The organism is Nonomuraea sp. NPDC054003, from assembly GCF_055585125.1.
On sequence record NZ_JBVJKR010000003.1, the window covers coordinates 217943 to 230257 of the forward strand.

A 12315-nucleotide genomic window follows, 5' to 3' on the forward strand; every position below is an offset into this window, starting at 1 on the left:
GAGTGGCGCGAGCAGCGCCGTCGTCAGCGGGAATCCGTTGTGAACTCCGATGACATGCTTCCTCCCTCCGCAGGCTCCGACGCTGAAGCCGCAGACCCTCGGCCTGCGTTCCACGGTGAGGAGGGCGGCCCGGACGACGCGGATTCGCGTGGAACGCCGCAGGTCATGTCCGGGAGGAGCGTCGCGTCCGTCGTGAGTGCCTGGCGGCCTGGGCAGACCGCCGAGGAGGGGAGGCCTGACGGAGGTGGGGAGTCCTCTCTTTCTCCCGACGCTGCCCTCGATGAGCAGGACGGTGGCGCGGCGGCTTCCCACCCCGCGTCCGATGGGATGCCAGGCCGTGGCACGGCGTCAGCTGAGCCGCTGGGCAGTGGTGCGATTCCGTCGGGGGATGCATCTGGTGAGACGTTGAGCGGTGGTGCTGGCCCGCTGGAGGATGCCTCCGGTGAGGCGACGGGCGGCGGTGCAGTTCTGTCGGGGGATGCATCTGGTGAGGCGTTGAGCGGTGGTGCGGGCCCGCTGGAGGATGCCTCCGGTGAGGTGCCGGATGGTGGTGCGGCGTCGGTAGGGGATGGTGAGGTGCCGGGCGACGCGGTGTCGGCGGATGGGGGAATCAGGGCTCCGGGCGGGGCATCGGACAGGGGGACCTGGGCTTCCGCGGGGGTGTCGGACGCAGGGACCGGGACTTCTGCCGGGGTGTCGGATGCAGGGACCGGAACTCGTGTGGGGGAGTCGGCTGCGGGCACGGAGTTCTGGGCGACGCCGGGGGTGGAGCCGGGTTCGGGGGAGAAGGCGAAGAAGGGGTGTAAGGGGAGGCGGTCCGGACGGAAGGCCGGGCGGGGATGGCCGGCTGATGGGCCGGATGCCGGTTCGGGAGCGGCAGCGGCGCCGCCGGCCGATCCTGAGGCGGTGGCGCGGGCGATCTGCCTGCGGCTGCTCACCATGGCGCCCAAGACGCGGGCGCAACTGGCCGAGGCGATACGGAAGCGGGAGGTGCCCGACGAGGTGGCGGAGTCGGTGCTCGACCGGTTCACCGAACTGGGGCTCATCAACGACGAGGCGTTCGCCGAGGCCTGGGTCGACTCCCGGCATCACGGCCGGGGCCTGGCCAAGCGGGCTCTGGCCAACGAGTTGCGGCATCGCGGGGTCGACCAGGAGACGGTGAAGGACGCCGTCGAGCGGCTCGATCCGGATCAGGAGGAGGAGACCGCCCGGCGCCTCGTGGAGCGGAAGCTGCCCTCCACTCGCTCCCTGGACTCCAAGGTCCGCACCCGCCGCCTGGCCGGCATGCTCGCGAGAAAGGGCTATCCGCCGGGGCTGTCGTTCCGGGTGATCCGGGAAGCTCTGGAGCAGGAGGGCGTCGAGGTCGAGGACGAGTACCCGTAGGCCGGTGGTGCGTCGAGGACGAGTACCCGTAGGCCGGTGGTGCGTCGAGGTCGCGTATTCGTGGCCCTGGCGGCGGATGACCTCGGCGAAGGTGGTCTCCGGCAGTGGTACAGGTCCTGGGCGGGGGCTGGAGCCCGGCAGGGCTTCTTGCGTGGCCCCGTACCGAGTCGCCGGGAGATTCGTCGCGGTTCAACGAATTCACCTGTGTGGCCGTCTGGAGAGGGAGGCTACGAAGAAGGTGAAGATCATTTGGACGACGAGTCGTGGTTCGCGGAGTTCGTCGCCGAGCGGGCCGACGCGTTGCTGCGTTACGGGTACGTGCTCAGCGGCAACCCGCACGATGCGGCCGACCTGACGCAGGAGGCGCTCATCAGGCTGCACCGGGCCTGGCCGCGGGTGCGGCGGAAGCAGGACCCGGAGAGCTACACGCGGGTGATCATGGCCAGGCTGCACATCAGCGCCTGGCGCTTACGCCGCAGGGAGCGGCTGGCGTGGGATCCGCCGGAGGAGTCGTACGTGGACGCGCCACCGTCCGATGGCGAGTACGGGCTGTGGCGGGCGCTGGAAGGGCTGCCGCGTAAGCAGCGGGTGGTGCTGGTGCTGCGTTACTACGAGCAGCTGACCGACGCGGAGATCGCCCGGGTGCTGGGGATCTCGCAGGGGACGGTGCGTAGTCACGCCTCGCTCGGCTTGGGCAAGTTGCGGGCCGTCGTGGCCCGATCCGCATCGGCGAACGGGAGGTCGTCATGAGCACGGAGCTGGAGGACGGCCTCCGCCGGGCGCTGGGGAAGGCCGCGGAGCGCGCGCCGCGGGCGCCGTCCGATCTGTCGGGGCGGATGGTGACGCGGTCGCGGAAGCGGCGGGCGCGCGGGCAGGCGCTGATCGCGGCCGTGGCGGTGGTGGTGATCGCTGGCGGTGTCGGGGCGGTGGTTCGGGGCGCCGGGAACGACTCCGGCCCGGCGTCGGGGCGGTCCGAGATCGAGCTCCCGAGGGATGCGAGGGAGCCCGAGACGACGCCGGGCGGGCCGTTCCAGACGGACCAGCCAGGGGAGCCGGAGACGACGCCCGGCGGTCAGACGGACCAGCCAGGGGAGCCCGAGGCGACGTCCGGCGGGCCGCCGCAGGGAGATCGGCAGCCGCCGGCGAAGATTCCGCCCGCTCTGGAGAAGGTCTGGCCGGACGCGGTGTGGCGGATCCCGGACAAGCTTCCGAACGGCCGCGAGTATCACCCGCAGGCGTTCATCGACGAGCACACCATCCTGGTGGAGACCTGGGCCGGTCACGAGCAGGCCAACGCGATCTACGCCTACGACGTCGAGACCCGGAAGGCCCGCAAGATCACTGACCTCCGCACCTCCATGGGCAAGCACGCCGACGGCTTCCAGGTGGTCGGCGACCGCGTCTACTTCGAGGCGTTCGGCGACGGCGCCTCCCGGTTCTGGTGGGTGCCCCTCCGAGGCGGCGAGCCGCGGGAGATCCGCATGACGGAGACGATCCGCGGCCGGTCCGACGCCTTCGCCGTGGCGGGTGACCGGCTGGCCTTCTCGCTGGGAGCGAACGGCGGCGTCTACACCGTCCCCATCAGGGGCGGCGCCCCCACGCCGGTGCCGGGAGCGGAGCGGCACCACATCCTGCGCTGGCCGTGGGCGGGCACGCCGGGCGAGTACACGCCGGACAACGAGCCCAGCTTCCAGCGGCTGCTCAACGCCGAGACGGGCGAGACGAGCACGGCCGTCGTCCATCCGGGCGAGCAGTACGTCCGTTGCGGGGTGACCCACTGCGCGGGCATCCGCCAGGACCGCAGCGGCTTCCACCGGCTGCGCGACGGCTCGGACGAACGCGACCTGCCGCCGGGGGCCCACGCGGAGCTGGCCGCCGACCGGTTCACGACCGGACCCCTGGCCCGGTTCACGGACGGGCAGGTTCTGTACGACGTGCGGACTGGCAGGTCGGCGCACCTGGAGCACGCGCCCAGCGAGGAAGGAGGCGTCAGCGTCGTCCGGCTCAGGTCCGCCCAGGGCCCGCTCGTCGCTCACCGGTTGCCCGGGGAATATCAGATCATCAACCTGGACGGGATCGACTGACGAGGGTGTCGGGTAAGACACGCTTGGTAAGTCGTTTGCTTGCTCGTGACCTGTTCGACGCATAACCTCGACGGCAGTGAGGAGTTACTCCGCGCAGTGCGGATTGCCATACCGGTGAACGACGGACGAGCGAGCTTGGTTGATCGAGGCGGACGAGGTGCCGGCTGTTGCGGTCGGCACGAAGTCGGCCTGTGCTTGATAGCTGTCCCGGGGCTTTCCGTGCCGCGCCCGTGACCCTCCCGTGCGAGGGCCGCGTTTGTGGGTGTTGACGACGCGAGGAGGGCGGGGCGTACATGGGGCCGCTTGTCGTAGTGCTGTCGGTGGCGGTGCTCGTACTGACCTGCGGGATGATGGCAGCCCTCTTCATCGTCGTCAGGCGCACCTCGGGCGGCGTCCCGAGAGGCGCCAAGCCCACGCCGGAGCAGTTGGAGGCCGTTCACGACGAGCTGGAGCAGGCTCGTGCGGAGGCGGGCCAGATCCGCGACAGGGCGGAGTCCGACGCCGAGGAGATCCTGCGCAGGTCCGAGGCGGCGGCGGAGAGCGCGGCGCAGATGCGGCGGGAGGTCGAGGAGGAGAGCCGGATCCTGAAGTCGGAGCTCAAGGAGCTCCGCACCGACCTGGAGCGCAGGGAGCAGCGGCTGGCCGAGCGGGAGCAGCGGCTCGACGAGGAGGCCAGGCGGCAGGCCGAGCGCGACCGCAAGCTCGCCGAGACGGAGATCGAGCTGGCCGACCGGCGGGCCGAGCTGCTGAAGGTGGAGGAGGAGCGGCGGGTCATCCTGGAACGGGTGGCCGGGCTGACCGGCGAGCAGGCCAGGGCCGAGCTGGTGCGTGACATCGAACACCAGGCCAAACGCGAGGCGGCGCTGATCGTACGGGAGATCGAGGGCGAGGCGCGCCGCGAGGGCGAGAAGCGCGCCACCAAGATCGTGACGCTGGCGGTGCAGCGGATGGCGACCGAGCAGACCGCGGAGTCGGTCGTCAGCGTGCTGCACCTGCCGGGCGACGAGATGAAGGGCCGCATCATCGGCCGCGAGGGCCGCAACATCCGGGCGTTCGAGTCGACCACCGGCGTCAACCTGATCATCGACGACACTCCAGAAGCGGTGCTTCTGTCGTGTTTCGATCCGGTCCGCAGGGAGACGGCGCGGCTCACGCTGGAGAAGCTGGTGCTCGACGGGCGGATCCACCCGCAGCGCATCGAGGAGGCGCACGACCGCAGCCGCGCCGAGGTGCAGGATCTGTGCGCCCGCGCCGGCGAGGACGCGCTGGTCGAGCTGGGCCTCACCGACATGCACCCGGAGCTGGTGCTGCTGCTCGGCCAGCTCCGCTACCGCACCTCCTACGGGCAGAACGTGCTCAAGCACCTCATCGAGTCCGCCCACATCGCCGGCATCATGGCCGCCGAGCTCAAGCTCGACCAGACGCTGATGAAGCGCTGCGCGCTGCTGCACGACATCGGCAAGGCGCTCACCCATGAGGTGGAGGGCAGCCACGCGCTGATCGGCGCGGAGATCGCGCGCCGCTACGGCGAGCAGGAGGACGTGGTGCACGCCATCGAGGCGCACCACAACGAGGTGGAGGTGCGCACCGTCGAGGCGGTGCTCACCCAGGCGGCCGACGCCATCAGCGGCAGCCGTCCCGGCGCCCGCCGCGAGTCGCTGGAGGCGTACGTGAAGCGGCTGGAGCGGCTGGAGGAGATCGCGCAGTCCTACGACGGCGTGGAGAAGGTCTTCGCCATGCAGGCCGGGCGGGAGATCCGGGTGATGGTCAAGCCGGACGCGATCGACGACATCCAGGCGCAGGTGATCGCCCGCGACGTGGCCAAGCAGGTGGAGGAGGAGCTCACCTATCCGGGGCAGATCCGGATCACGGTGGTGCGGGAGTCGCGGGCGACCGAGTTCGCGCGCTGACCTCTCACCGGAAGATCTGCTGGTAGAAGGCGAGCTCGGCGGCGAGCGCGGTGGAGCGGGTCTCGGTGCGGCGGAAGCCGTGCGCCTCGCCGTCGAAGGCCAGGTAGGTGCAGGGGATGCCGCGTTCCGACAGCGTTTCCGCGAAGGCGGCCGACTGCTCCGGCGGCACCACCGGGTCGTCGAGCCCCTGGAGCAGCAGCATCGGGCAGGAGACGCCGCCGGCCAGGGCGAGTGGTTCGCGTTCGGCGTACAGCTGGGGGTCCTCGGGGCCGACGAGCCACTCCACGTAGCGGGATTCGAAGTCGTGGGTGTGCGCGTTGAGCGGGCCCAGGGCGCTCACCCCGTAGTACGAGACGCCGCCGGCGAACGCGCCGGACCGGCAGCAGGCCGCCATCACGGTCCAGCCGCCCGCGCTGCCGCCCCTGACGGCGATCCGGCCGGGGTCGGCGTGCCCTTCGGCGGCCAGCCAGCGGGCGGCGGCGACGGTGTCGGCGACGTCCGCCAGCCCCCACTGCCCCTTCAGGGACTCGCGGTAGGCGCGGCCGTAGCCGGTGGAGCCGCCGTAGTTGACGTCGAGCACGCCGATGCCGCGCGAGGTCAGGAACGCCTTGCCGAGGTCGAGCGCGGTGGTGGCGTGCGCGGTCGGCCCGCCGTGCACGAAGATCACGTACGGGTGAGGTCCGTCGGCGGCGTGGTCCGGATGCGCGGGCGGATACAGGAACGCGTGCACCTCCCGGCCGTCCTCGCCCGGCAGCGTCACCGCCCGAGGCTCCGGCAGGTAGGCCGGGTCGGGCAGCCCGCCGTGGTCACCCGCCAGCACCTCGATCCCGCCGGGGGTTCCGATGGCCGTGGTCACCCGGGTCACGGACATCGGGGTCGCCGGGCCGTACCCGATGCCCAGGACGGAGGCGCCGTCGGCGGCCAGCGTCGGCGCCCACCCCGGGAACGGGGTGTCCAGGTCGGTGAGGACGCCCGTGAGCGGGTCGAGCACGCCGAGCCGCAGGTCGCCGCGCCCGTGCAGGACGGCGAGCCGGCCGTCGGCGAGGACCGCGTACGGGAGGCCGCCCAGATACCACAGCGGCCAAGCGAACTCCTCCTCGCGCGGGCAGAGCGGCTCCGGCTCGCCGCCGCCGATGTCGGCCGCGTACAGGTTCCACCAGCCGGAGCGGTCGGAGATCAGGTAGAGACGGCCGTCGTCGCACCACTGGGGCGCCAGGACGGACTCGGAGGGGCCGCCGGCCACGGTCCACGTCTCGCCGTCGGACAGGCGGGTGACGCGCAGCTCGGTGCCGTGCCACGGCATCCGGGGATGGTTCCAGCACACGTACGCGAGCAGCCGGCCGTCGGGGGAGAGCGTGGGGAAGGCGTAGAAGTCGTGGCCCGTGACCTGCTCGGCGGCCTCGCCCCCGGCCAGCGGGACGGACACGATCGACCGTGAGACCTTGCCGCCGTCGAGGTGGCGTTCGCGGACGCACCACACCTGGTCGTCGCGGACCACCAGGTCGGCGTAGCGGTCGCCCTCGGGAGTGAGCGGCCTGATCTCGCCCGACCGGTCGAGGGTGTGGAGCCGCTGGTCGGTCAGCTCCGTGAAGACGACATCGCCGCCGGGGGTGACGGCGTAGGGGCGGCCGCCGTACTCGTGCACGCGGGTGCGGGCGTTCCACGGCGGCGGCAGCAGCTCGGTCCGGGCGCCGTCGGCGGTGAGGCGCACGATCGTGGTGCGCCCGCCCTCGCCGGGGCGGTCCTCCGTCCACCAGGCGGCGCCGCCGGACACGACGGGCCAGGCCGGACGAGCCGCCGCCCGGGCGACGTCGGAGGTGGAGATGGGTGAGGGCCACAGAGCGGCGGGCATACCCGCATCCTGCCGGAAATCCCCGCCGCTCGTGGGTCAGTCGGTGCTGTCGAGCCCGCCGCCGGAGCGCAGGCCGATCGCCTCCGCGCCGGGGGGCGCCACCGGGGGCGCCGCCGTCTTGCGGCTGCGCCTGCTGCGGCGTTCCAGCCAGTGGGCCAGGTAGCTGAGCGCCATGTTGAGCCCGACGTAGATGATGCCGATGACGATGGCCGCCGGGATCAGCGAGCCGAAGAACACCGCCGGCAGGATCTTGAAGCCGGTGTTGAGCAGGTCGACGTAGGCGATGATGTAGCCGAGCGCGGTGTCCTTGAGCAGCACCACGAGCTGGCTGACGATGGCCGGCATCATGGCCGTGACCGCCTGCGGCAGCAGCACCAGCCGCATCACCTGGTTCTTGCGCATGCCGACCGCGTACGCGGCCTCCGCCTGGCCCTTCGGCACCGAGAGCACGCCGGCCCGGACGACCTCGGCCAGCACCGACCCGTTGTAGAGGGTCAGGCCGAGCACCACGGCCATGAACGCGTAGTCGCCGCCGCCCATCACGGTCGGCGCCAGGTAGAAGATGAAGAAGATCAGCAGCAGCAGCGGGATGGCCCGGAAGACCTCGACCACCAGCCCGGCCGGGATCCGGATCCAGGCGTGGTCGGACAGCCGCGCCAGACCGAAGATCGCGCCGAACGCGAACGCGAGCACCGCGGCCAGCGCGGCGGCCCGCAGCGTGCCGGCCAGGCCGGGCAGGATCCACGTCTGCCAGGTGTAGGGGTCGAGGAACGGCTCCCAGATCTTCCCCTCGAACTGGCCCTTGGCGTCGAAGCCCAGATAGACCCAGTAGGCGATGCCGCCCACGATCAGCACGCTGATCGCGGTGAGCAGGTGGTTGCGCACCCGCCCGCGCGGGCCCGGGGTGTCGAACAGGACGGAAAGGTTCATCGGGCCACCGCCAGACGTCGGGACAACCAACCGGTGAAGTAGCCGATGGGCATGGTCAGGGCCATGAACGCGACGACGATCCCGATGAAGATGGGGATCGACGCGCCGGTGGTGTCGAAGACCTCCTTCATGGTGGCGGCCGCGTCGGCGAGGTAGCCGCCGGCCGTCGCGACCGTGGTGTTCTTGATCATGGCGATCATCACGCTGCCCAGCGGGGCGATGACGGCCCGGAACGCCTGCGGCAGGATGATCAGCCGCAGGGACTGGAAGAACGACAACCCGATCGACCGCGCCGCCTCGGCCTGCCCGAGGGGCACCGTGTTGATGCCGGCCCGCAGCGCCTCGCACACGAACGACGCGGTGTAGAACGACAGGCCCATCGCGACGATCCAGAACGAGTTGACGCTCGGCTCCTGGGAGAACACCAGGCCGAGCTGGTCGCTCAGACCCAGCGCGGAGAACGCCAGCACCAGCGTCAGCGGCGTGTTGCGCACCACGTTGACGTAGACGGTGGCGGCCGCACGCAGCACCGGCGTCGGCGAGACCCGCATCCCCACGAGAATCGTGCCCAGGATGAGGGAGGCGACCGCGGCCACGAGGGAGAGCTTGACGTTCTCCAGGAAGCCTTCCGCGAGGACGGGCGCGTACTTGATTAGTTCGTCCATCGTGCTCCACCGCATAGGAGGGCGGCGGCCGGGATCCCGGCCGCCGCCTACGACATGATCAGGCGCAACCCTCGGCCGGCGGTGCCTCGGTCGAGAGCGGCAGGCCCTCGATGCCGCCGAACCACTTGTCCAGCATGGTCTTCATCTGGCCGTTGTCCCACAGCGTCTTGATCGCGGTGTTGACGGCCTCGCAGGTCGCGGTGTCGCCCTTCTTCAGGCCGACGCCGTACTTCTCGTCGGTGAAGCCCTGGCCCAGCACCTTGAAGTTGCCGCCCGCCTGCTTGGCGAAGCCCGCCAGGATCAGGTCGTCGGTGGTGACGGCGTCGAGGTTGCTGCCGTTGAGCTTCTGCACGCACTCCGAGTAGTTCGCCGCGTCGACGGTGGTGGCGTCGATGTCGAGCTCGCCGTCCGGCGGCGGGTCGGTGATGCGCTTGTAGGAGTTGGACCCCGCGGCCTTGCAGATGCGCTTGCCCTTGAGGTCCTGCGGGGTGTTGATCGACGTGTCGTCCTTGCGCACCATGATGTCCTGGTGCGAGATCACGTACGGGCCGCCGAAGGTGACCTTGCCCTTGCGCTCCTCGGTGATCGAGTAGGTGGCGAAGATGATGTCGACGGTGCCGTTCTGCAGGAACGGCTCGCGGTTGGACGAGGCCGACTCCTTCCACTCGACCTTGACGTCGGTGCCGCCGTTGAGCTCCTTGAGCACGGCCTTGGCCACGTCGACGTCAAAGCCCTCCGGCTCGGGCCCGGTCTTCAGACCCAGGCTCGGCTGGTCCCACTTGGTGCCGACGACCACGGTGCCGCCACCCTTGATCTTGTCGATCACGGTGGCGTAGGAGCCGCCGCCGTCGCCGCCGCCTCCAGCGTCATCGCCGCCGCAAGCGGTCAGCGCGCCCGCCATGGCGAACGCGGCGAGCACCGCTCCCATTCGACGCATGTGCATGTGTACCTGCCTCGTTAGTCAGTGCGTGAGGATCTTCGAAAGGAAGTCACGCGCCCGGTCGGTCTGCGCGTTGGTGAAGAACTCGTCAGGGGTGTTCTCCTCGACGACCTGCCCGTCGGCCATGAACACGACCCGGTTGGCGGCCCTGCGGGCGAAGCCCATCTCGTGGGTGACGACCATCATCGTCATCCCGTCACGCGCCAGCCCGATCATGACGTCGAGCACCTCCTGCACCATCTCGGGGTCCAGCGCGGAGGTCGGCTCGTCGAACAGGATCATCTTCGGGTCCATGGCCAGCGCCCTGGCGATGGCGACGCGCTGCTGCTGGCCGCCGGAGAGCTGGGCGGGATACTTGTCCGCCTGGGCCGCGATGCCGACCCGCTCCAGCAGCTCCATGGCGCGCTTGTCGGCGGCGTCCTTGGCCTGGCGGCGGACCTTGACCGGGCCCAGCGTCACGTTCTCCCGGATGGTCTTGTGGGCGAACAGGTTGAACGACTGGAACACCATCCCGACGTCGGAGCGCAACCTGGCCAGCGCCTTGCCCTCCGCCGGCAGCACCTGGCCGTCGAAGACGATCCTGCCGTCGTCGATCGTCTCCAGCCGGTTGATCGTCCGGCAGAGCGTCGACTTGCCGCCGCCGGACGGGCCGATGACGACCAGGACCTCGCCACGTGAGACGGTCAAGTTGATGTCCTTCAGGACGTGCAGCGCCCCGAAGTGCTTGTTGACGTGCTCCATCTGCACGAGTGGAGTGGCGTCCCCGTTCTCCGTCATGGACCCAAACGGTAGAGGCACGAAGGACGCTGGTCACTAACCAGGCGGTACCGATCCGATCACATCAGGCAGTCAAGCTGGTCTTTTGAAAGCGTACGGCTGGCGCAGGGCTCATAACGACTACCCTTGTTCATGCCATGACTGTGACCCAGGAGAGCCCCCGCACGTACGAGGTCCGCACGTACGGGTGCCAGATGAACGTGCACGACTCCGAGCGGCTGTCCGGCCTGCTGGAAGGCGCCGGCTACGTCGCCGTGACCGAAGGCGAGACCGCCGACGTCGTGGTCTTCAACACCTGCGCCGTCCGGGAGAACGCCGACAACCGCCTCTACGGCAACCTCGGCCATCTGCGGCCCGCCAAGGTCCGCAACCCGCGGATGCAGATCGCCGTCGGCGGCTGCCTCGCGCAGAAGGACCAGGGCGAGATCGTCCGCAAGGCGCCCTGGGTCGACGTGGTGTTCGGCACCCACAACATCGGCTCCCTGCCCGTGCTGCTGGAGCGCGCCCGCATCGAGGGCGAGGCGCAGGTCGAGCTGAAGGAGTCGCTGGAGGTCTTCCCCTCCACGCTCCCCACCAGGCGCGAGTCCGCCTACGCCGCCTGGGTGGCCATCTCGGTCGGCTGCAACAACACCTGCACCTTCTGCATCGTCCCGGCGCTGCGCGGCAAGGAGAAGGACCGCCGGCCCGGCGACGTCCTCGCCGAGGTGCGCACCCTCGTCGACCAGGGTGTCCTCGAAGTCACCCTGCTCGGCCAGAACGTCAACACCTACGGGGTCGAGTTCGGCGACCGGCTCGCCTTCGGCAAGCTGCTGCGCGCCTGCGGCGACGTCGAGGGCCTTGAGCGGGTCCGGTTCACCTCGCCGCATCCGGCCGCGTTCACCGACGACGTCATCGCCGCCATGGCCGAGACACCCAACGTCATGCACCAGCTCCACATGCCGCTCCAGTCGGGCTCCGACCGGGTGCTCAAGGCCATGCGCCGCTCCTACCGCGCCGAGCGCTACCTCGGCATCATCGAGCGGGTCCGCGCCGCCATGCCCGACGCGGCCATCTCCACCGACATCATCGTCGGCTTCCCCGGCGAGACCGAAGACGACTTCCAGGCGACCCTCGACGTCGTACGGGAGAGCCGCTTCGCCAACGCCTTCACCTTCCAGTACTCGATCAGGCCGGGCACCCCCGCCGCCACCATGGACGACCAGATCCCCAAGGAGGTCGTCCAGGAGCGCTACGAGCGGCTGGTCGCCCTCCAGGAGGAGATCTCCTGGGCGGAGAACAAGAAGCAGGTCGGCCGCACGCTGGAGATCCTGGTCGCCGAGGGCGAAGGCCGCAAGGACGAGGCGACCCGCCGCCTTTCCGGCCGCGCGCCCGACAACCGCCTCGTTCACTTCGCCGTGGGCGAGGAGACGCCGCGTCCGGGCGACATGGTCACGGTCGAGGTCACGTACGCGGCCCCGCACCACCTGGTCGCCGACGGGCCGGTCCGCGACCTGCGCCGCACGCGTGCGGGTGACGCCTGGCAGGCGCGTGTGGCTCCTCAGCCGTCCGGGGTGCTCCTCGGTATGCCTACCATTGGCCGGCCGGCGACTTCTCCTTCTTCTTCTTCTTCTTCTTCTTCGGGCTGTTCCGCTCGCTGATCGTCGGGTGTGCTTGGCTCGGGTGGGTCGCGCCGTAAAAGATCAAGATCTTAAGGGCTTTTTGGGAAACCCCCCGGGCTGGGCGCCGATAGCAAGCCTTCGGCCTGCTCTGCCCGCCGTAGTTCCTGAGTTGCGGG

10 protein-coding genes are annotated in these 12315 nt (G+C 70.4%); 5 read left to right on the forward strand and 5 right to left on the reverse strand.

Translation table 11 applies throughout. The annotated features are described in order from the left end of the window. Positions 1–906 precede the first annotated feature (906 nt). From recX to rny, 4 genes are all read left to right on the forward strand, one after another. Complete coding sequence (gene recX, locus ACZ6YG_RS08605; RefSeq protein ID WP_466017571.1) at positions 907–1383, forward strand: recombination regulator RecX; 477 nt, start codon at positions 907–909, stop codon at positions 1381–1383. A 249-nt stretch (positions 1384–1632) separates the two neighbouring features. Next, entirely contained in the window at positions 1633–2133 is a 501-nt protein-coding gene (locus ACZ6YG_RS08610) for a SigE family RNA polymerase sigma factor (protein WP_466017572.1), read from the forward strand. Continuing rightward, a complete protein-coding gene (locus ACZ6YG_RS08615; protein ID WP_466017573.1) occupies positions 2130–3467 on the forward strand; it encodes a TolB family protein in 1338 nt (445 codons plus the stop codon). Before ACZ6YG_RS08610 ends, ACZ6YG_RS08615 begins: the two co-directional genes overlap by 4 nt. A 293-nt stretch (positions 3468–3760) precedes the next feature. Continuing rightward, complete coding sequence (gene rny / locus ACZ6YG_RS08620; RefSeq protein WP_466017574.1) at positions 3761–5377, forward strand: ribonuclease Y; 1617 nt, start codon at positions 3761–3763, stop codon at positions 5375–5377. 4 nt (positions 5378–5381) lie between these two features. Here the strand turns inward: rny and ACZ6YG_RS08625 are convergent, their stop codons facing one another. From ACZ6YG_RS08625 to ACZ6YG_RS08645, 5 genes are read right to left on the reverse strand one after another with little or no spacing between them, the layout of a single operon-like run. Further along, positions 5382–7229, reverse strand: coding sequence for a S9 family peptidase (locus ACZ6YG_RS08625; RefSeq protein ID WP_466017575.1), 1848 nt, complete (start codon positions 7227–7229; stop codon positions 5382–5384). A 36-nt stretch (positions 7230–7265) separates the two neighbouring features. After that, a complete protein-coding gene (locus tag ACZ6YG_RS08630) occupies positions 7266–8159 on the reverse strand; it encodes an amino acid ABC transporter permease (protein ID WP_466017576.1) in 894 nt (297 codons plus the stop codon). Then, positions 8156–8824 carry an amino acid ABC transporter permease gene (locus ACZ6YG_RS08635; protein ID WP_466017577.1) on the reverse strand — a complete coding sequence of 223 codons (669 nt, stop codon included), beginning with the start codon at positions 8822–8824 and terminating at the stop codon, positions 8156–8158. Before ACZ6YG_RS08635 ends, ACZ6YG_RS08630 begins: the two co-directional genes overlap by 4 nt. A 58-nt stretch (positions 8825–8882) precedes the next feature. Further along, a complete protein-coding gene (locus ACZ6YG_RS08640; protein ID WP_148033538.1) occupies positions 8883–9767 on the reverse strand; it encodes a glutamate ABC transporter substrate-binding protein in 885 nt (294 codons plus the stop codon). Positions 9768–9785: 18 nt separating this feature from the next. Further along, positions 9786–10505 (reverse strand): amino acid ABC transporter ATP-binding protein, encoded by a 720-nt coding sequence (locus tag ACZ6YG_RS08645; protein WP_378525167.1) that lies wholly within the window; start codon positions 10503–10505, stop codon positions 9786–9788. A 173-nt stretch (positions 10506–10678) separates the two neighbouring features. Here ACZ6YG_RS08645 and miaB point away from each other — a divergent pair, with 173 nt between their 5' ends. Beyond that, complete coding sequence (gene miaB / locus ACZ6YG_RS08650) at positions 10679–12178, forward strand: tRNA (N6-isopentenyl adenosine(37)-C2)-methylthiotransferase MiaB (RefSeq protein ID WP_466017578.1); 1500 nt, start codon at positions 10679–10681, stop codon at positions 12176–12178. The last annotated feature ends 137 nt before the right edge of the window (positions 12179–12315 follow it).

Coding starts and splice junctions, on each gene's coding strand:
- ACZ6YG_RS08615 (WP_466017573.1), top strand. CDS start 2,130: ATGAGCACGGAGCTGGAGGACGGCCTCCGCCGGGCGCTGGGGAAGGCC.
- rny (WP_466017574.1), top strand. CDS start 3,761: ATGGGGCCGCTTGTCGTAGTGCTGTCGGTGGCGGTGCTCGTACTGACC.
- ACZ6YG_RS08625 (WP_466017575.1), bottom strand. CDS start 7,229: ATGCCCGCCGCTCTGTGGCCCTCACCCATCTCCACCTCCGACGTCGCC.
- ACZ6YG_RS08630 (WP_466017576.1), bottom strand. CDS start 8,159: ATGAACCTTTCCGTCCTGTTCGACACCCCGGGCCCGCGCGGGCGGGTG.
- ACZ6YG_RS08635 (WP_466017577.1), bottom strand. CDS start 8,824: ATGGACGAACTAATCAAGTACGCGCCCGTCCTCGCGGAAGGCTTCCTG.
- ACZ6YG_RS08640 (WP_148033538.1), bottom strand. CDS start 9,767: ATGCACATGCGTCGAATGGGAGCGGTGCTCGCCGCGTTCGCCATGGCG.
- ACZ6YG_RS08645 (WP_378525167.1), bottom strand. CDS start 10,505: ATGGAGCACGTCAACAAGCACTTCGGGGCGCTGCACGTCCTGAAGGAC.
- miaB (WP_466017578.1), top strand. CDS start 10,679: ATGACTGTGACCCAGGAGAGCCCCCGCACGTACGAGGTCCGCACGTAC.